We start from the raw sequence: 19,676 nt of genomic DNA, 5'->3' as shown, positions 1-19,676 counted from the left end.
GAACAGCACGCGCGAAGCTGCGACCGTGAGCGCGTGACTCAGACGACTCCAGTGATCTTGAATGCGGCCCAGAACAGCGGATTCTCGGCGACCTGCTGGTCAAGGTGGCTCCGCCAGTCCGGAAGTATCGTGTCGATGGCTGATTCGGCGGCGCCCGCCGGACCTGCCCCAGAGGGCACGTGCCACCGATACTCACGTAGGTAGCGGATGGTGTCGGCGTAAGCGCTGTGGGAGTCCAATCCAGCACCGAGGTGTGCGTGGAGCACGGCGGAGAACACGACACCCTGCAGGTCCGTGATGTCCCACAGGGTGGAGATGACCGCTTTCGCGCCGCGGGCGAGGAACGCGGACTCGATGCTGCGCAAGGTCTGCACGGTACGGCCGGTGCCTTCGTGCGTGCCTGTTCTGCAAGCGTTCAGGATGACCAGGTCGACACTGGAGAAGATCCCGTCTGCGAGGATCCCACTGGAAGTGAGCATGGCCTTCCCGAGCGAACCGCCGTGCAGGGCGAGTCCGGCGGCCCAGCGATTCGGGTGGGTCAAGCCGTGTGCCGCGACGTGGACGATCCGGGCCATGGGCATCATGTGCAAAGCGCGGGCCGGAGTCGCCTCCTCTTCCATGACAACTTCCACGCTGTCGTGAAGACCTTCGATCACATGGGCTTCGCACAGTGGGCCGCCAATCAGCTCGAGGCCGGGGAGGTGACCACCGCCGTGTGCCACTACCAGCACCTCGACCACAGCCGCTTGCCGCTGGGAACTCTCGATGGCGGACACGAGTCGAGCCGTAGGGGCGTAGACCACCTGCTCGAAAGCATCGATCAAGGTGGAGGTGCGCGCGCTGCCGAGCGGAGCTGCGTGAAGGGGCAGGAGTTCCAGCGGAGCTGTGGGGCTGAGCACCAACCGACGGACTTCATGGGGCGTAACCGTCTCGACGATGGCTTGTGCCGGCCCACCGCACTCAGTAACCAACTGCTCCAGGTAGTCGTGCCACTTACGTTGGGGGTGATCCGGTGCTTGCCGCGTCCATTCATCGACCGCACCGGCGAGAGGTACGAGGGGAAACCCCTCACACGTAACTAGATCGAAGTGCGAGTGGCCCGCACGGGTCCGGCACACCGCAAGCTGGAGAGTTCCGTACCGGTTGATGAGGTGGACGAACGCAGTCTGTTCGTCCACGGAGGGTCTGTCGGAGCGGTCAGTCCATCGTGGCTTGCCCTTCCCACGCCCCGTGGTCGCCCGAAGCAGTTCCAGAGCTCTCTGCCTGTCCTCGGCAGCGGCCTTCAGTTCCGTATCTCCCTCCAACGGACCTTTCCCGTCGAGCAGGTCGGCGGCATCCCGAGAGCGAAGCATGGCGAGATGGCGTGCGGCTGCGATGAAGGACTGGTGCTCAGGGGCGTCGGACTCCAGAGCTAGCTCGTCATGAATGTCCTCGCCCTTGGCGGTTTCACAGGTCTGGAAGGCGACCTCTGCGGCCTGGTCTCGGCCCTCAAGGGCGATCCTCTGCCTAATCGTCTGCGTCTCGTCACCGACCAGCCGACGAAGCGCTGCGATCGAGGCTTCCTTTGCCCGGGCGCACACCTCTTCCGGCAGACCGAGCCGGATACTGCCCACTGCCCTGAGCTCACCGTCGCCTACCAGACGGACGACGCTGAGACGGGCGTACCCAACGGTCGCAAGATGGAGGAGTTCCAAAGCATGTTCCGCCCAGGAGAGGGAGTAGGTGTAGGGGGCCCGGAAGGGAGGGTCGGGGTCGGCCGGATGTGCGGGGAACTGGAACCACAGTTTCAGACCGTCATCGTAGTCTTCGACCCCGAAGCCGTACCGTGTTGGCGGCTCCATCAGCATTCGCACGGCCGCCATATGCGCGTCCGTCTCCACTGTGGCCAACCAGACGGGGTGAGGACCTGCCTGCCTGTGGAAAAAGCGGGTACCGCACGTGATGATTTCCTCGGCCATCCAATCGGGCACCGAGGAGTCCCGGGCGACGGAATCCGGTTGCCACAATAAAGCGTCGTCTGGGTTCAGTTCGGCTCGATGCAGGCCCCAGCCCGCCCGAAGGCACTCCTCGCCGTACCGCTCATCCTCCGTCATGGGCGTGAACAGCTTGACCTCTTGTGCCGTCAAGTGAGAGGCCAGCTGGCCCATTCGGGCATCCCACGCTTCGAAATCTCTGCGTAAACCCGTCAAGAGGTCTGGCGAAAGACCCCGGACACGCTGCACAGTCTCTTCTAGATCGACGCGGTGGTACCAGCGTTTCAGAACCTCCGTGAGCTCCGGTCTGTCCACCAGCCCTGGCCTGGTGCTCAGGAAGGCGTCCGGGAGGGTGATCTTCATCAAGCCTCTGGTGACGAGGAACTGCGTGCACCCCCTCGCCGTTCCGGTGGCGGACTCGTGCAGGAGATCCGTGGGCAGGAAGGTGAAGGGGTCCTCCGTGTTGTCCAGGACGGCGTCTACAACCCGGTCGTCCTCAAGGCACCAGACTGCCTTGAGCTCGTCGCGGACCTTCTCCGGTGGATGTGTCGACAGTCGGCGTCCCGCCCACAACTCGATCAGCAAGGCGTGCAGTCCGTACACATCCCACCACTGTTCCCACGGCACGCCGCCCTTGCGGACCGTGCGGAGGACCGGCACGACAAGGTCGCGGGCCACCACAGATCCGGGTACTCCTGGGAGGACGAGGCCGGTCGATCGAAGTCGATCGCTAATGGTCTGCGGAGAGCGGCACTCAATGTCGTCCGTCGCGACGCGGGTCAGCACAGTGGCGAGTGTCAGTTGATCATCCGCGACCCATGAGGGGAACATGTCGGAGCGGCATGTCTCGGGCCTGAGACCGTGGCAGACCCGAGCTGCGAGACTGTCAACCCACGTGGTGCGTAGGCGCAGCAGATCGTCATGCATCAGTTGTCCCAGCCTCCCCAACAGTGGGCAATCATCACGCCAGTATGTCTGTGGTACCTGCAAGTCATCGTGGGATCAGGCGACATTGGGCCATCAGGTCGCGAAGATCCTGCACCCGCTGTTCGGAAGGGCATACGACGATGCCGCACGCGCCCACCACAGTCACCCAGGTAGTGATCGTTCTTCTTCTGGTGCTCCCCGGCGTGACCTACCAGTTCGTCCGCGAACGCGCCCGTGGCCCGGTCCCGGGTCACAGAGACCTCGGAGAGCGCATACTCCGAGCCGTGACCGCGGGTATCGCTCTCGACACCCTCTACGTCCTGCTCGCCGGCCCATGGTTGGTGCATCTCGTCTACGACCGTCGCCGGGGCTGGCTGACCGGCGCGGCCGACAACCCTCGCGTCGCCGCGCTGACGGCGACGACCCTGTTGATCGTGGTGCCGGCCGCTGCCGCCTGGCTCACCTCATGGCTGGGCTCGCGAGGAAGCCGGTCCACCTACGACCCGACCCCCACCGCATGGGACAAGGTCTTCCAGCGCAGGAGCCACTGTCTGGTACGCGCCCGTCTGAAGAGCGGCCTCTGGGTGGGCGGGTACTACGGGGAGCGGTCCTACAGCTCTGGCTATCCGGAAGCCGCAGACCTGTACTTGCAGACCGCATGGGCCATGTCCGGCGCCGGATCCTTCGAACGTCCACTGCCGCGTTCCGGCGGAATCTATATTCGGATGGATGATGTGGAGTTCCTCGACTTCATCGAGGTACTTCCCGGGGCCGAAGAAGGAGACACGGCAGGTGACCGAGACACGACCACAGTTGGACCCCAACGGGAAGAGGGGGTACCGGCCCGCCGGCAATCGGCCCGAGCCGACTCAAGCTCCGCCGACGCCGGCTCCGACCGCTGAGCCGGACAACGGCGCCGGCACGGCCGACGAAGAATGACGCGGCGCTCAACACCCCGCCCCGGACCAAGCACTGGGTCGCGAGCCAGGTCGACCTGTGGAACGTGGCGGTCACCCGGACCAAGTCGCAGCTGCTCACCGTCGGCAGCCTCGCGTTGTGGCAGGAGCAGAGCGGCTTACCGGCCCTCCTCCCCGCACGCTCGGCGCCGCTGGAAGCGGGCGACGACGGCGCTCCAGCCGAAGCGGGCACGCCCGGCCCTGCGGCCGAGGCCCGCGAGGACCTCGCCGACCGCCTGCAGCGGTACCTGACCGGACGGGGGATCACCGATCTGGAGCGAACCGTGCTGGTGGGCGGGCACCTGGTGGAACCTGCTGTTCACCGACGCAAAACCCTGCCCGGTGAGCCGGACTGTGCGGGTGCCCGCCTGGCGGATCCTGTCGGGCGAGCACGCGCTGGCACCGCTGATCGACTGAGCCGCGCACAGGACGGCCGGCCTTTCCTCGGACGTTCAACCCTCGGACAGGCTCCGTACGACGTGCGTCATGTGCTGAAGGTTTCCCGCCTTCAGCCACTCCGCGGGCCCGCCCACACCCTCACTGCTCGTGAGCGGGCCGTTCGCACAGTCACTCAGCCACTGCTCACCCGGCCCGGCCCCAGAACCCCGAAATTCAGCCAGCTCGATGATCCGGCGGGCCGCGGCGCGGTTGACGGCGACCCGGTCCGAGCCTCGGGTCAGCGTCTTGACGACGAAGTACGAGCTGTCGGTCGTGTAACGGAGCGCCCCCCATGGTGGTCCACCCTTCCTCTCCGGCGCCGGGGCCTGCGCGAGGGCGCAGGGGGGCTGCACTCCGTAATCGCCGAAGCCAAGCACCGGGGCGTAGGCCCGGCCCGTCGCGCGCACCTCGTGCCACATGCGCCACTCCGCCCGCGACGCCTCGCACGATCCCTCCTCCAGCATGTCGGCGGTGGCCCTCGGAAAGCCACCTCCGAGCAGGGCGGCGCCCCGCCAGACGGCCAAGGGCATCAGCGCGTCGAGGGCGCGCAGCGCCTCCTTGCCCGCCTCGGGCCGGTCGTCGAGGACCGCGCCCATGTCGAGCAGCAGATGCAGGGGCATCTCCGGACCGGTCAGCGCCAGCAGGCCCCTGACGCCCTCCCCGAGGCGGCCGTCCCACTCCCCCGTGACCCGCACCCGCACGCCCAGGCCGCGCAGGCAGCGCCGGGCCGTCTCCACGGCAGCCGCCTGCTGCTCCGCGGTCCTCTCCGGCCCGGTGACCGGTCGCAGCCGTCCCAACTCGCAGTAGACGGTCAGCGCTTCGGCGATGGCGGCGGTTTGAGCGTCCTCACCGAAGGGAGCGTCGATCCATCCACCGTGACAGCTCACGGCACTCACCCGACCGACGTACGTGCCGATCACCGTACCCAGCGTCTCCGGCAGCACCCCGGGCAATGGCGGCAGGTTCCACAGCGGCCTGATCGCAATCTGGACGTCCGGCCAGAGCCGCCGGAAGGCCCCGGCCGCGTGCGGCTTCGTCGGCAGAACGGGAACGTAGAGCGGTCCGGACATCGCGGTTCCCCCCTCGGCACCGTCCGTGAGCGTCCCTTCCCGCCAGGGTCCATCCGCCTCGGAGCAGTTGAAAAGAGGGAGATTTCGGCCCGCGTGGCCGATGTGGGCCAGTGCCTGGTGAGGGTGTGACGCGAGTGTCCGCTTCGTGATGCTCGGTAGTCGGTCAGACAGCTTGAAGGGTGGTCGGGCATGAGCAAGGGGAGTCCCCTGGGACTTTTCTGGGACTTCCGGCTGCATCAACAGGCACGAACGTGAAACAACCGAAAGCCCATTCGCGCAGGTCAGCGCCCCGTGATTGACCATTACTGCAGGTCATGGCGCTGGCCGGTCCCTCCCGGGACATCTGAAGGAACCCCTCCGGGACTCACCGGGTGCGACGCAGGCGGGGCCGGAGGGACGTGTCGTGCCTCCGGCCCCGCCGTGCTGCCTGGGCCCCGCCGGCCTCCGCGCGGGACCGGTCGTCCCGGGGGCTCAGGCGGTCTGTGGGTCCGCCGGTCAGTAGGCGGAGTCGACGTTGTCCATGGAGCCGTACTTGTCGGCCGCGTAGTTGCAGGCGGCGACGATGTTGGCGACCGGGTCGGTGATGGAGTCCTTCGTGCCCTTGACGTGGTAGGTCTCGAAGGTGGGCTGGATCGTCTGGAGCAGACCCTTCGAGGGGATGCCGTTCTGGGCGTTGACGTCCCAGTTGTTCTGGGCGTTCGGGTTGCCGGACGACTCGCGCATGATGTTGCGGTGCAGGCCCTCGTAGGTACCCGGGATGTTCTTGGCGTCCATGACGTCCAGGGCGGTGCGGATCCAGCCGTCGAGGTCGTCGCCGTGCTTCTTCACGCCGGCCTTGACGATGGCCTCGATCTTGTCGGTCTGGGCCTGGGTCTGCGCGGTGGACGTCTTGGCCGGCTCGGCGGCGTGTGCCGGGCTCGGGGCGAGGGTGAGGGTGACGGCGGCGGCGCCCGCGGCGGCGAGGGAGGCCACGGCGGACTTGCGGATGCTGGGGCGGCGCATGATGGCGTGCACGGGTGTACCTCTCCATTCGGGAACGTGATGGGGAGGCCGACGGGGGGTCGGCGACGCGGTGTCCGCGTGGGACGCGGCTTCGCGTCATCAGGGCCGGTGTCTGGATCACGGACGGGCGCTTCCCGTCCGGTCCCGGCGCTCGGCTCCCCGGTACGCCGAACAGACTGCGGAACGCCCCGGCGCCGCGACAAGTGTGTGACCTACTACGCCGCTTCGTAGACCGGCCGCCTGACTCGCCCGGACGACCGCCGCCCCCGCGGCGAGCGGCCCTCCGGCGTCTACTAACCCCGGCCCCGTGTGACGTGGGCCCTGTGCGCGCCCTCACAGAGCCGGTCACCCGGCGGTCGCCCCTCGTCACCCTGCGGAGGCCGGTGCCTCACTCGACGAAGCGGCGCAGTCACCTTTCGGGGTCGCCTGTGAAGGCCGGCGTCCCGGTACCGGGCCAGGTGGCGCACGAGGACGCGCGTGACGAGGGTGTGTCAGCCGGTACGCGCGGAACTCCGCACCCGCCGCGGCCGGGGGCGTGCCTCAGCGGGACCGCGTGCCGAGGTCCGTGAGCAGGTCGTTCAGCAAGCGCGGGTCAGCCACTCAAGGCTCCCAGACGTCGCAGGTCACGGCCTTGGCCGGTCTCCCCCGGGACATCTGACGCGCGAGCGGGGTGCTAGTTGGCGGACCTGCGCGGGCGGCCCAGGTTCTCCTCCAGGAAGCGGCCCAGGGTGTCGTCCACCTTCTTCTCGACTGCCAGTCGATGGCAGGCCTGCCGACCGCTGCTGGTGGCGCTGATCATCTCGCTCCGCCCGCCCTTGACGATCAGATAGTCACAGCCGAAGAGGTACTCCAGGAACTTGCGGGCCAGCGGCACGTTCCGCTCGGCGGCGCCCCGCTGCTGGACCCCACGTCGCTGGTGCTGCGCCCCGTCTGCGAGAACCTTGCAGATCTTCTCGATGACCTCGAAGTCGGAGTTGGTGGCGAACACGTAGTACGGGTTGACGTCGTCGGTGACCGCGCCCTGCGCCCGCAGATAGCCGATGAGGTGCTCGCCGGTGATGATCTGGGCGCCCCGGGAGGTCTTGACCACGGCGGTCGAGTCCCGGTCCAGGGCGGTGAAGTCGGCCTCGGCGCACCGCAGGCCGGTGATGTCGCAGTCCATGATGAGGGCCCGCTTGAAGGAGGCGCCGTCGGCCACGGCCTGGGACAGATTGCACGCCTCGAAGATCGAGTCGGAGAAGTTGGACCGCTCGATCCGGGCCGCGCGGAAGGAGACCCCCGACAACTCGGTCTCGGAGGCACTCAGCCGGTGCAGGTCCGAGGGCCGGGCGTCGGCGGAGAAGTCGACCTGGCTCAGCCGGGACTTGGAGATGTCCAGACCGGGGCCGACGATCCGGGCGAGGATGTCCCGCTTGTCCTCGGTGGCGGGGGCGTTCTGAAGGAGGGCGGGCCAGAGCAGCGTCAGGATGCGGTCCAGGCTCTTGCTGTAACTGCGGTTGGGCCAGCCCATGGCGAGTTGGGCGAGGGAGCCCTCCAGGACGTCCTTCGGCATGGACCGGGAGAAGGTCAGCATCGCGTCGGTGAGCTGGATCTGCCGGGGCAGTGAGCGGCCGGACTGGTGCTCGCTGACCAGGAAGGTGAGGGCGAGGTACTCGCGCAGGGAGTTGTGCGAGAACTGCCAGGCGTACTCGCCGGGTTCACGGGAACGGGTGAGCGTGGAGGAGGAGCGGAGGTCGTCGAAGAGGGCGTCGGCGGCGTCGGCGGTGCCAGTGGCCCGCTGTTTGGCGAGATGGCCGGGGAAGCGCTCCTCGATGAGTTCCCGGAAGGCGGCCTCGCGGATCGACCGGCGGCTCTCGGAGGAGAGCCGGACCGCGAGATGCCGGAGGAACTCGAGGCGGTCCGACGGGGGGAGGTTCTTCACCCGAGCCCAGTCGCGCAGCATCAGCTTGTTGATGATCAACTCGTAGATCTGCCACTCGGTGAGCTTGCCGCCGCTGCCACTGGCCTCGTCGCGCTTGAGTTCCTCGACCACGTCCAGGAGGTAGCTGACGATGACGGGTTTGCCGCCGAGGGAGTACTCACGGGTGCTCTCGGGGCGGAAGACCCGGCTGAGGATGCCGGTGACCGCCTTCTCGCCCGCGGGGTCGTCCCCGAGGCGCTTCTTCACCAGATGGATCGTCTGTTCCGGACTGAGGTCGCGCAGTTGCCGCTCGGCGCGCTGGATGACGAACTGCTCCAGCATCCGGTCGACCTGCTGCTCCTGTTCCAGGACCTCCTTGTCGAGGGCTGCGGCGCCGATCTGGGACCGGGTGTCGAGGTTGCGGTAGAGCACCTCGAAGACCTGGAGTTCCTCGGCCTCGGTGAAGTAGTTGGGCCGGCTGGTGAGGATGCCCCGGACCCCGTCGCCGGAGAGTTCGGTGAGCGCCTCCAGGCAGGCTCTGCGCTCTCGCACGTTGAGGAACTGGGCCATCTCGTCGTAGCCGTCGAGGATGAGCATGACGCGCCCGTTGGCGATCATGGACTCGACGAAGCTGATGTTGAGGTGGGCCAGTTCGTTGCGGTCGAGGAAGTGGTGGAGCAGGCCGCGGGCGTCGAACTGGCGACTGAAGTCCCTGAGTTCCACCCGGAACGGCAGCCTGGTCAGCCGGCCCTCGCGGTAGTCGCTCATCCAGCGCCGCTGGAGAACCCGGGTGAGGGCGGTCTTTCCCGTGCCGTACTCGCCGACGACCACCACCCAGCGGGACGGCTCGGTCTCGTCGCCCACCCAGTGGGTCAGCCACTCGGTGGCGCGGTGCACGCCCCGGTCGTCGTCGAAGTCGGGTTCCTCGTAGACCTCGTCCAGATCGCGCAGGGATTCGGCGAAGTCGCCGTCCCCCAGGACGTGCTCGATATACGGGTCGGTGCGCTCGAACTGCCGGAAGAGCTCCTGGAACGTGTAGACCAGAATCCCTTCCATTCGCGCATGGTCGCGCGCCTCGTCGGTGAATCCGCCGGACGACACGAGTACCTGCTGCGAACCGAGCACCTGCCTCCGCGCCAGGACCAGTTTCGCTATCAGCCCCTCGTGCTTCACCATGTTCACATGGTCGATCGTGACTTCGATGAATACCTTCTGCTCGACCAGTCCCGCCATCTGTTTCGCGAGGAGCGGGAAAACCACGTCCTGGACGCTGACATCCTCGGTGACCGAGTAGCCGTTCGACTCGAAGAGCCAGGCCACCGCGCGGGGCAAGGTCTGCTCGGTATAAGTGAAGTCCACTGATCAACCCCCCGGTTCCGTGTACCTTCACCTGCCAGCCTAGTGGCCCGTGGGACGCCTGTCTGTGTGTCCCGCCAAAGTGCAATTCACCTGATATCAGCCCGATTCCTCATCAGATATAATCAATACCCGAAGAGTGCGACGCCCTATACTGCCGCCGCCCACTTCATGGACCGGGGGGAACATGGAAACGCCAGCCACGACCCACCGCTGTTTCTACATAGCGCCGATCGGAGCGACGGGCTCCGACATCCGGCGACGCAGCGACCAGATTCTCCGACACATCGTGAAACCGGCGGCCCTGGAATGCGGGTATCAGGCGACCAGGGCCGACGAGATCGACTCCTCGGGGCTGATCAGCACACAGGTCCTCGAGCGGATTCTCGGCGACGGACTGGTGATCGCCGATCTGACCGACCAGAATCCGAACGTCTTCTACGAACTCGCGGTGCGGCACACCACCGGCAAGCCCTTCATCCAGATCATCTCCGAGGGCCAGCCCGTTCCGTTCGACGTACAGGGGCTGCGGACCATCGAACTGGACCACCGGGACCTGGACAGCGCCGCGGAGGCCCGGGAGGCGATCGTCCGGGCGATCAAGGCCGTCGAGGCGGGCGAGGCCGTGAACACACCCATGACGTACACGATGGACCTCGCCGAACTCCGCAGCTCGGACAAGGTGGAGGAGCGCGGGGTGGCGGACATCCTCGAGGTAGTCAAGGGCATCCAGCGGCAGCTCAGCAGGCCCGCCACCGAGACCTCCGCCCGGCACGACCTGGCCCTCCTCCAGAACGTCATCGGGATGTGGGTCCAGCAGGGCCACCTCCAGCGGGACAGCCTGATGGTCCTCATGGGCGAGCTGAAGTCCAAGAACGGCTCCGCATGGCTCCAGGACCTGATGCACAGCACGTTCCCGGGGACCACGGCCCCGGCGCAGGAGGCCTGAGCCCCGGGCGCCTCCATGCACGCGTACCGCAGAAGAGAGGAGCACGCCGTGTCCTGTGGCTCAGGGGCTGCTGGGGCCCGACCGTGATCGTCTTCCGGGCGGACCGTTACAGGGGCCCGGTCCAGGGGACTCGCCGCCCATGGCACTCACACAGGGCACGCACCGCTCGCGCGGCTCCGGCCGAGGGGCGGCCGCGAGTATCGGCATCGGTACCGCGGCGGGTATCACGGCCGCGGCCGGCCTGCTGTTCGGCCGGAAGGCGGCCACGGTCGGCAGGATCGGCAAGGGGCACCCGCTCAAGCACCGCGCGCTGGACCTGGCGGCCGGGGCCATGCAGCGGAAGTACCCGCTGGAGGCGATGAGCACGTACCTCAACGGCTTCCACATGTACGCCGACGACATGGGCCGGCAGGTGGAGGCCACGCACTTCTGCATCCACCTCCAGCACGACCTGCACCAGTGCGTCATCTTCGACCGCAACGCGCCCGACGCCCGGCTGATCGGCATCGAGTACATCATCAGCGAGGAACGCTTCCGCGGTCTGCCGGAGGACGAGAAGCGGCTCTGGCACAGCCACCACTACGAGGTCAAGTCGGGCATCCTCACCGCCCCCGGCATCCCCGACCTGGCCGAGCACACCTACTTCGAGGATCTCGTGACCACGTACGGGAAGACGTTCCACACGTGGCAGTACGACCGCGACGACTTCCCGTACGGCATCCCCCAGCTCATGATGGGCTTCACCGAGGACGGGCAGGCGTCGGACGAGATGATCCGGGCCCGGGACGACCGGCTCGGCCTCTCGACGTCGGGCAAGCGGGAGAACCGGGCGGACATCCCCATGCCGGAGGTGGCACCGGGCGCGAATGGCTGGGAGAGCGGCCGGACGGTACAGACCCGCGTCGAGGAGACGGACCTCAGGCGCTGACCGTCGCGGCGCGTCACCCCGTCGGGCAGGGGCGGCGCCGAGGCACCTCTTCCCCGTCGGCGCACGGGAACGTAATATCGCCAGGTCATCGCCCACCGTGTCCGGTGGTTCGGCCTGGTCGGTCCGGGCTCCCCGGCGGCATCCAAGGAACCAGCGGCACGTGGTACGTCGAAGTCAGAGCAGCAACCCCCGTTCGACCGTCGTCCTGACCTCGGGTACGGACTGGGGCACCCGTGCCGCCGGGCAGCGGCGTGCCAGTGGGGCCGAGGTTCCCGTACCCAGGCGGCAGCCCGCGAAGATCAAGGCGCTGCACCAGGCCCTCGGCCTGGCCCGCGCGGCGATCAACAGGAAGAACTGGAACGCGGCACGCTACGCGCTCAGCCGGGCCCGGGCCGTCGCCAACGCCCTGCCCGCCGACGTGGTCGTCCAGGAGCGCGAGCAGCTCTCGGCGCTCCGCAAGAAGTACGCGGCACGGGACACGCCGGCCGCGAGGGCCGCCCGGCAGGCGAAGGGAACGCCGGTCAAGCGTACGGGCGGTGGCGGCAAGAAGGCCGCTTCGAAGCCGACCGCGAAGCAGGTCCCGGCCAGGAAGGCCGTGCGGACGCCGAAGCCCGCCCCCGTGCGCGAACTCGGTGACCGTCTCATCGACCGCGCGTCCCTCGGCTACGCCCCCAGGGACCAGGCCGGGGGCCGCCCCGTCTGACCGGCGATCGCCCGATCGCGCGCCCTTGGACGCTTTTCGTACAACGACATGGGCGAGCCGGTGTGAATTCTGGATTGCGTAAGTATCGCAGAAATCGTTCACTCGACTGCCGCGCATCCGACGGACTAGGCAGACGTTACTTCGGATATGACCGAGGAACACGGGGAATTGACGGCGCTTGGCCCGTACACCTACAGGCCCGGCAGATATCACTGTCCGTCACCGAGCGGCGGAACTCTGACCAGAGGCGGGCACCTCGTCCCTCTCCGTGTGACCGAGCCCGTTCTGCAACGCTTCCTGGACGTCATGACCGAGTTGGAGTCCGGCCTCGCCGAGCGGTGGGGGCGCGCGCAGGGCTCCCTGGCGTACAGCCGGACGGAGTGACCGGCCCGTCGTGTACGAGGAACACACTCATCCCCACATGCCCTACGGCGAAGGACTGCTCCACCCCACGGGCACCGGTCGGCACCGGGCGCCCGAGGGGTTCTTTCAGGAGACCCTGGTCCCGCCCGAACCCGGTTGGGACCCGGCCGAGGAGCTCGCGTTCCTGCTGCAGGACGCGATGGAGCAGCAGGCCCCGGCCCCGCCCGTGACGGACGCCTCGGCGCTCGCGCCCGCCCCGGGCACCCCGTTGAGCAATCTGCAGGAGATCACGGCGGAGCTGCCCCCGTTGAGGGAGTCCCCGACGAGTCACCGCAGGGTCCGCAGGAAGGTGAGCCGGCTGCGGGCGGCGAGCCTGTTCGTCGCCGCGCTCGCCGCGGTCATCGCGGCCTCGGTGAGCCTGTTCGGCGGCATGGTGGCCTACGAGCCGTTGCGTCTGGCCGCCGTGACGCGCACCCGCGGCAGCGTCGTGTCCTGGTGGCCGCTGCTGGTCTACGGGCCCTGGCTGGTGGCCTCGCTGGCGGTGTTGCGGGCCGCGCTGCACCAGCGCCGCGCGGTGCACTCCTGGGCCGTCGTCCTGCTGTTCTCGGCCATCGCGATGCTGCTGTGCATCGCCGAGGCGCCCAGAACGCTCAGCGACGGTGCGGCGGCGGCGCTGCCCGGTCTGGCCTCGCTGGTCTGCTTCCAGCAGGTCATCCGGCAGATCACGCTCACCCGTCCGCCCCGGCGGGCGGTGCCGCGCCATCGGCAGCGCCTCGCGGTCACGCCGGGTGACGAGCCGTCGGGCGGGGCGGCGTCCGACGCGGTGTCCCTTCCGCAGCAGCGGCGGAATGCCGTGCGTTCACCGCGACCCGGCGCGGGCCCCCGGTAAACGACCCGACCAGGTACGGAAGAACACGGGCGGAATACGCTTCCATTCCTTCCGGAGGTTAGGCGGAAAGGGAATGCGGAAGTCGTCGGCGGTCTCGGTCCGAGGTGGGCGACGGAGACCGCCGGGAGGGGTCAGGACGCCGTCAGCGTCACGTCCTGAGCGTGCCGGGCGTGGAAGCTCGGGAGCGGCACGATGCCCATGGGGCGCAGCTCCATGAGGGTGGCCTCGACGTGGGCCGCGCCGGGCTTGAGGACGACCGTGTCGGGGGTGCCGGTGTTGACCCAGCGGTGCTCCAGTCCGTCGCAGACCGCGCGGGTGCCGCCGACGCCGTACCGCGCGGACTGGTCGCTCTGGCTCACGGTGGAGCTGACGAAGACCGGGCCGGTGCCGCCGGTGCAGCGGTAGGTGCCGGAGAGGGTGATGCTTCCGTCGGCGGCGATGCGGCCGACCGGGTCGACGGTCACCGACTCCGCGACGAGGCGGGCGTCGTGGGGTGCGGCGGGGGTGGCGGGTCCTGCCGTGGCGGCGGGGGCGACGGGCAGGAGCAGGGCGGCGCCGGCGGCCGTGGCGAGGGCGGCGGATCGTACGCGCATGGGGATTCTCCCGGTCAGGTCGGAACGAGGGGTTCCACTGGTACCGGGCAGAGGGGCGGGCGGCAGTGACCGTCACTCCTTCGGTGGCGAGTCCGCGTCGGTTGTCTCGGTCGTCTCGGTCGTCTCGGTCGTCTCGGTTGCCTCGGTTGCCTCGGTCGTCTGTCTCGGTTGTCTCGGTCGTCGTGGAACCGTCGCCGGCTTGTCCGGGTGTTGTCACGCCTGCCGCCAGGGTCTTGGCGACGGCTTCCCGGCGGGCGCACGGTCGGTACACGCGACGGTCCCGACGACGGGACGGTCTCCCGACGTGGAGGTGCGCCATGTGTACCCACCGGTCTTCCTGCCCCGCAGCCGAGTCCCCCGCCCCCGCGCACATCGTCGTCGGCCACCCGGAGCAGGGGTGGAGCCTGCTGTGCGACGGCACCATCGTCTTCGACGACACCGGCGAGCTGCGGCCGGGCGGCCGGGTCGTCGCCCCGCACCGGATGCCGGGCGGGCCGGTGGCGATGGCTGCGTGATCCGGCCGCCGGGGGCGATCAGTCCTTCTCGGCGATGAACTCCCGCAGCAGCGAGGCGAGCAGCTCCGGCTGGTCCTCGGGGACCAGCGTCCTGGCGTCCTCGACCTCCACCAGCCGCCCCTTCGGGAGGAGTTCGGCCAGGCGTCGCCCGTGGGCGCGGGGCATCATCAGGTCCTCGGTCGCCCAGACCACGAGCGCGGGCCGGTCGAACGTCCGCAATCCCCGGGCGGCCTCGATGAGTTCGTCGCGGCGGACGTGCGTGTTGTAGTACCGGAAGTCGCGACGGATCGCCGGGTCGGTGCGCAGCGGGCGCAGCCAGCCGTCGACGACCGTGTCCGGGACGGGCCGCTTGGTGAGGGCGCCGATGCCGACGGGGAGGCGTCGCAGGGCCTTGAGGCCCAGGGTGCGGACCAGCAGGGGCACGCCACCGGGTGTCCGGCAGGCGACGCCGATCAGCTTTCCGGGCAGGCCCGGCGGGTAGTTGTCGAACGCCTCGCACGCGACGAGCACCAGCCGCGCGAGGCGCTCCGGGTGCCGGGCGGCCACCGTCTGGGCGCGTCCGCAGTCGTTCTCGACCAGGGTGACGTCGGTGAGGTCGAGGCGGTCGAGGAACTCGGCGATCAGTTCGTTGACGAGGTCGGGTGTCGGGGGCCGGCGCATGGGGTGGCGGTGGGCGCCGTAGGGCAGGGTCGGGGCGACGACGCGGTGGTCGGTACGCAGGTCGGCGACGACCTCGCGCCAGACGGTCCGGTCGTGGACGAGACCGTGGAGGAGGACGACGACCGGGCCCTGGCCGCCGGTGTCCTCGTACTCGATGGTTCCCGCGCTCAGTTCGATGTCCGGCATGCCGGAATGGTAGAGGCCGCGGACCCGCTGCGGCAGTACGGCGGCTACGGCAGTACGGCGAACCCGTCGAGTTCCACCAACGCCCGTTCGTCCCACAGGCGTACGACCTGCACGACCGCCATCGCCGGGTAGTCGCGGCCGGCCAGGTCGCGCCAGGTGCGGCCGAGGTCGGCGGCGTGGGTACGGTAGGCGGCGACGTCGGTGGCGTAGACGGTGACGCGGGCGAGGTCGGCCGGGGTGCCGCCGGCGGCGCGCAGGGCGGTGAGGAGGTTGGTGAGGGCCTGCTCGAACTGGGCGGCGAGGGTGTCGCCGGTGATCCTGCCGTCGGTGTCGAGGGCGGTCTGGCCGGCCAGGAAGACGACGCGGGTGCCGGTGGCGACGACGGCGTGGGAGAAGCCGGTGGGCGGGGAGAGTGCGGGCGGGTTCACCCGTTGGGCGGTCATGCTCCGGCCTCCTCGGTCGTGGCGTGCTGGGTGCGGTGCGTCCGGTACAGCTCCTTGGCGATGATGCCGCGCTGGACCTCGCTGGCGCCCTCGTAGACGCGGGGGGCGCGCACCTCGCGGTAGAGGTGTTCGAGGAGGTGGCCGCGGCGCAGGGCGCGGGCGCCGTGCAGTTGGACGGCGCGGTCGACGACGTACTGGGCGGTCTCGGTGGCGAGGAGTTTCGCCATCGCGGCGCGCTTCGGGACGTCCGGGGCGCCCGCGTCGTACGCCGTCGCCGCCGCGTACACCATCAGGCGGGCCGCCTCCGTGCGCAGCGCCATCTCGGCGACCTGGTGGGAGACGGTTTGGAGGTCGCGCAGCTTGCCGCCGAAGGCGTCACGGGCGGTGGTGTGCGCGAGGGTCGCGTCCAGGGCGGCCTGCGCCATGCCGACGGCGAAGGCGCCGACGCTGGGGCGGAACAGGTTGAGGGTGTCCATGGCCACCCGGAAGCCGTGGTCCGGCTCGCCGAGCACGTCGTCCGCGGTGACGGGCACGGCGTCGAAGGCGAGGGCGCCGATGGGGTGCGGCGAGAGCATGTCGAGCGGGGTGCCGGTGAGGCCGGGGCGGTCGGCGGGCACGAGGAAGGCGGTGACGCCGCGGGCGCCGGCGCCGGGGGTGGTGCGGGCGAACACGGTGTAGACGTCGGCCTCGGGAGCGTTGGAGATCCAGCACTTCTCGCCGGTCAGCCGCCAACCCGGGCCCGGTCCCCCGCCCGCGTCCGGTTCCGCCCGCAGGGACAGGGCCGCCGCGTCCGAGCCCGCGTCGGGCTCGGAGAGGGCGAAGGCGGCCACCGCGGTGCCGTCGCCGACGCGGGGGAGCCAGCGGGCGCGCTGGGACTCGGTGCCGTGGGCGTGCACCGGGTGGGCGCCGAGGCCCTGGAGGGCGAGGGCGGTCTCGGCCTCCGTGCAGGCGTGGGCGAGAGACTCCCGCATCAGGCACAGGTCGAGGGCGCCCGAGGTGAACAGGCGGGCCGGCAGACCGAGGGCGCCGAGTTCGGCGAGCAGGGCGCGGTTGACCCGGCCCGGCTCGCCCCTGTCCGCGAGCGGGCGCAGCCGTTCGGCGGCGAGGGCGCGCAGCTCGTCGCGCCAGGCGAGTTGTGCCGGTTCGAGCGAGAATGCGGTCATCGCCGGTCCCTTCCCCTGCTCCCCTGTCCCGCCGGGTCACCGCCGAGGCTATCGCGCCCCGTTGACTGCCGTCACCGACACGATACGCTCGTTGCGCGAGCCCACCACGACAAAGGGGGCGAACCGCCATGGCCGACGCGCGCCACGCGGAACCGCACGGCTCCGCCCACGTCGACACCTTCGCGCGCGAGCACCTCCCGCCCCCGGACCAGTGGCCGGAGCTCCTCCTCGACCTGCCGGAGCTGCGCTACCCGGCGCGGCTGAACTGCGCCGCCGAGCTGCTCGCCGGCCCGCCCGACGACCGTCCGGCCTTCCGCACCGGGTCCGGGGACACCTGGACCTACGGCGGGCTGCGGGCCCGCGTCGACCGGATCGCCCACCTGCTCACCGGCGGCCTCGGCGTCGTCCCCGGGAACAGGGTGCTGCTGCGGGGGCCCACCACCCCGTGGCTGGCCGCGTGCTGGCTGGCGGTGCTGAAGGCGGGCGCGGTGGCCGTCACGGTGCTGGCCCAGCAGCGCCCGCACGAACTGCGCGCGATCTGCGAGATCGCCCGGGTGCGGCACGCCCTGTGCGACGTCCGGTCCGTCGACCACCTCGCCGAGGCCGAGGTCCCCGGCCTGCGGATCACGACGTACGGCGGGGACGCGCCGGAGGACCTGCTGCACCGGGCGGGCGACGGTGCGGCTCCCGGCACGCCCTTCGAGGCCGTCGGCACCGCCGCCGACGACGTGGCGCTGATCGCGTTCACCTCCGGGACCACCGGGCGCCCGAAGGGCTGCATGCACTTCCACCGTGACGTGCTGGCGATCGCCGACACCTTCTCCGCGCACGTGCTGAGGCCGCGCCCCGACGATCTCTTCGCGGGCAGCCCGCCGCTCGGCTTCACCTTCGGGCTCGGCGGTCTCGTGGTCTTTCCGCTGCGGGCCGGGGCGAGCGCCCTGCTGCTCGAACAGGCGGGCCCCAGGCAGCTGTTGCCGGCCGTCGCCGAGCACCGGGTGTCGGTGCTGTTCACCGCGCCGACGGCGTACCGCGCGATGCTCGACGAGCTGGACGCGTACGACGTGAGCAGCCTCAGGCGCCTCGTCTCGGCGGGCGAGAACCTGCCCGCGGCCACCTGGCGGGCCTGGCACGAGCGCACCGGCCTGCGGATCATCAACGGCATCGGCGCCACCGAGCTGCTGCACATCTTCGTCTCCGCGGCCGACGACGACATCAGGCCCGGTACGACGGGCGTTCCGGTGCCGGGGTGGCACGCGCGCGTGCAGGACGGGTACGGGGTGCCCGTGCCCGACGGGGAGCCGGGCCTGCTGGCGGTGCGCGGGCCGGTGGGGTGCCGTTATCTCGCCGATCCGCGTCAGCGGGAGTACGTGCGCGACGGCTGGAACGTCACCGGGGACACCTACGTCCGCGAGCCCGACGGATACTTCCGGTACGTGGCACGCGCCGACGACATGATCATCTCGGCCGGGTACAACATCGCGGGGCCGGAGGTGGAGGACGCGCTGTTGCGGCATCCGGACGTGGTGGAGGCGGCGGTGGTGGGCCGGCCCGACCAGAGCCGGGGGCAGGTCGTGGTGGCGTACGCGGTGCTGCGGGAGGGGGCCGGGCGGGACGCCGACGCGCTGCGCGACTTCCTGCGGTCGGAGCTGGCGCCGTACAAGTGCCCGCGCGAGATCGTCTTCCTGGACGCGCTGCCCCGCACGGCGACCGGCAAGCTCCAGCGCTACCGGCTGCTCCCCTCGCCGGAGGGCGGTCCGGGCTCGCTTCCGGATCCCCGGGGCGACCGGGCGTGAGGCCGACGACATAAGATGATCAATGTGTCCGACCAGCACGCGCAGCACACCCCGAGGTCCCTGATCGTCACGTTCTACGGCGCCTACGGTCGCTTCGCGCCGGGCCCGGTGCCCGTCGCCGAGCTGATCCGGCTGCTGGCCGCGGTCGGGGTGGACGCGCCCTCCGTGCGCTCGTCGGTGTCCCGGCTGAAGCGGCGCGGACTGCTGCTGCCCGCCCGTACGGCCCAGGGCGCGGCCGGTTACGGACTGTCGGACGAGGCACGCGAGCTGCTGGACGACGGGGACCGGCGCGTCTACGCCACCGCACCCCACGGCGACGAGGGCTGGGTGCTCGCCGTGTTCTCCGTGCCCGAGTCGCAGCGGCAGAAGCGGCACGTCCTGCGCTCCCGCCTGGCCGGCCTCGGCTTCGGCACCGCGGCCCCCGGGGTCTGGATCGCCCCGGCCCGGCTGTACGAGGAGGCCCGGCACGCGCTGGGCCGCCTGGGCCTGGACTCCTATGTGGACTTCTTCCGCGGTGAGCACCTGGGCTTCACGCCGACCGCGGAGGCGGCGGGGCGCTGGTGGGACCTGGCGGCGATCGCCAAGGAGCACGAGGCGTTCCTCGACCGGCACGCGCGCGTGCTGCGCCACTGGGAGGCCCGGGCCGACACCCCGCCCGAGGCGGCCTACCGCGACTATCTCCTCGCCCTGGACTCCTGGCGCCACCTGCCCTACGCCGACCCGGGTCTGCCCGCCCGGCTGCTGCCCGGGGGCTGGCCCGGCACGCGCTCGGCGGCCGTCTTCCGGGCCCTGCACGAGCGCCTGCGGGACGCGGGCGCGCGGTACGCGGCTCTGGGAGGGACCCCACCACCCAGGTGAGTGAGTCACGT

At 70.1% G+C, this 19,676-nt stretch carries 17 protein-coding genes; 8 read left to right on the top strand and 9 right to left on the bottom strand.

What is annotated here, in order from left to right; genetic code table 11:
* Positions 1–38: 38 nt before the first annotated feature.
* Entirely contained in the window at positions 39–2,759 is a 2,721-nt protein-coding gene (locus BJ961_RS09795; RefSeq protein ID WP_271320925.1) for a CHAT domain-containing protein, read from the bottom strand.
* 281 nt (positions 2,760–3,040) lie between these two features.
* Between BJ961_RS09795 and BJ961_RS09790 the strand changes: the two genes are divergently transcribed.
* On the top strand, positions 3,041–3,802 hold the full coding sequence (locus tag BJ961_RS09790) for a DUF6338 family protein (protein WP_271320924.1): 762 nt from the start codon (positions 3,041–3,043) through the stop codon (positions 3,800–3,802).
* A gap of 173 nt (positions 3,803–3,975) precedes the next feature.
* Here the strand turns inward: BJ961_RS09790 and BJ961_RS09785 are convergent, their stop codons facing one another.
* From BJ961_RS09785 to BJ961_RS09770, 4 genes are all read right to left on the bottom strand, one after another.
* Positions 3,976–4,179 (bottom strand): hypothetical protein, encoded by a 204-nt coding sequence (locus BJ961_RS09785; RefSeq protein WP_271320923.1) that lies wholly within the window; start codon positions 4,177–4,179, stop codon positions 3,976–3,978.
* Between the two features lie 129 nt (positions 4,180–4,308).
* Complete coding sequence (locus tag BJ961_RS09780) at positions 4,309–5,364, bottom strand: beta family protein (RefSeq protein ID WP_271320922.1); 1,056 nt, start codon at positions 5,362–5,364, stop codon at positions 4,309–4,311.
* A gap of 495 nt (positions 5,365–5,859) precedes the next feature.
* A complete protein-coding gene (locus BJ961_RS09775; protein ID WP_271320921.1) occupies positions 5,860–6,378 on the bottom strand; it encodes a transglycosylase SLT domain-containing protein in 519 nt (172 codons plus the stop codon).
* 661 nt (positions 6,379–7,039) lie between these two features.
* Entirely contained in the window at positions 7,040–9,625 is a 2,586-nt protein-coding gene (locus BJ961_RS09770; RefSeq protein WP_271320920.1) for an NACHT domain-containing protein, read from the bottom strand.
* 184 nt (positions 9,626–9,809) lie between these two features.
* On the opposite strand from BJ961_RS09770, the gene BJ961_RS09765 reads away from it, so the two are divergent.
* The 4 genes from BJ961_RS09765 (at position 9,810) to BJ961_RS09750 (ending at position 13,454) form a co-directional block, all read left to right on the top strand.
* Entirely contained in the window at positions 9,810–10,571 is a 762-nt protein-coding gene (locus tag BJ961_RS09765) for a hypothetical protein (RefSeq protein ID WP_271320919.1), read from the top strand.
* A gap of 139 nt (positions 10,572–10,710) precedes the next feature.
* Entirely contained in the window at positions 10,711–11,499 is a 789-nt protein-coding gene (locus BJ961_RS09760; RefSeq protein WP_271320918.1) for an OBAP family protein, read from the top strand.
* A 160-nt stretch (positions 11,500–11,659) separates the two neighbouring features.
* On the top strand, positions 11,660–12,202 hold the full coding sequence (locus BJ961_RS09755; protein WP_271320917.1) for a hypothetical protein: 543 nt from the start codon (positions 11,660–11,662) through the stop codon (positions 12,200–12,202).
* Between the two features lie 421 nt (positions 12,203–12,623).
* Complete coding sequence (locus BJ961_RS09750; RefSeq protein ID WP_271320916.1) at positions 12,624–13,454, top strand: DUF2637 domain-containing protein; 831 nt, start codon at positions 12,624–12,626, stop codon at positions 13,452–13,454.
* A gap of 131 nt (positions 13,455–13,585) precedes the next feature.
* Here the strand turns inward: BJ961_RS09750 and BJ961_RS09745 are convergent, their stop codons facing one another.
* Positions 13,586–14,047 (bottom strand): DUF6299 family protein, encoded by a 462-nt coding sequence (locus BJ961_RS09745; RefSeq protein ID WP_271320915.1) that lies wholly within the window; start codon positions 14,045–14,047, stop codon positions 13,586–13,588.
* Between the two features lie 317 nt (positions 14,048–14,364).
* Between BJ961_RS09745 and BJ961_RS09740 the strand changes: the two genes are divergently transcribed.
* Positions 14,365–14,562 carry a DUF5999 family protein gene (locus BJ961_RS09740; protein ID WP_271320914.1) on the top strand — a complete coding sequence of 66 codons (198 nt, stop codon included), beginning with the start codon at positions 14,365–14,367 and terminating at the stop codon, positions 14,560–14,562.
* 18 nt (positions 14,563–14,580) lie between these two features.
* On the opposite strand, the gene BJ961_RS09735 is transcribed toward BJ961_RS09740, so the two are convergent.
* From BJ961_RS09735 to BJ961_RS09725, 3 genes are read right to left on the bottom strand one after another with little or no spacing between them, the layout of a single operon-like run.
* On the bottom strand, positions 14,581–15,408 hold the full coding sequence (locus BJ961_RS09735; protein WP_271320913.1) for an alpha/beta fold hydrolase: 828 nt from the start codon (positions 15,406–15,408) through the stop codon (positions 14,581–14,583).
* A gap of 44 nt (positions 15,409–15,452) precedes the next feature.
* Positions 15,453–15,851: a RidA family protein gene (locus BJ961_RS09730; RefSeq protein WP_271320912.1), complete on the bottom strand. Its 399-nt coding sequence runs from the start codon at positions 15,849–15,851 to the stop codon at positions 15,453–15,455.
* Positions 15,848–17,014, bottom strand: a complete 1,167-nt coding sequence (locus BJ961_RS09725; RefSeq protein WP_271320911.1) for an acyl-CoA dehydrogenase family protein — start codon at positions 17,012–17,014, stop codon at positions 15,848–15,850. The genes BJ961_RS09730 and BJ961_RS09725 overlap by 4 nt, the downstream gene beginning before the upstream one ends.
* A gap of 128 nt (positions 17,015–17,142) precedes the next feature.
* Here BJ961_RS09725 and BJ961_RS09720 point away from each other — a divergent pair, with 128 nt between their 5' ends.
* Together BJ961_RS09720 and BJ961_RS09715 are read left to right on the top strand one after the other, a co-directional pair.
* Positions 17,143–18,807 (top strand): AMP-binding protein, encoded by a 1,665-nt coding sequence (locus BJ961_RS09720; RefSeq protein WP_381157059.1) that lies wholly within the window; start codon positions 17,143–17,145, stop codon positions 18,805–18,807.
* A 15-nt stretch (positions 18,808–18,822) separates the two neighbouring features.
* The gene (locus BJ961_RS09715) at positions 18,823–19,665 is read left to right on the top strand and encodes a PaaX family transcriptional regulator (protein WP_271320910.1); all 843 of its coding nucleotides are present in this window, start codon (positions 18,823–18,825) and stop codon (positions 19,663–19,665) included.
* The last annotated feature ends 11 nt before the right edge of the window (positions 19,666–19,676 follow it).

Source organism: Streptomyces lienomycini (assembly GCF_027947595.1).
Classification (GTDB): Bacteria; Actinomycetota; Actinomycetes; order Streptomycetales; family Streptomycetaceae; genus Streptomyces; species Streptomyces lienomycini.
This window is presented reverse-complemented; position numbering and strand designations above follow the sequence as displayed.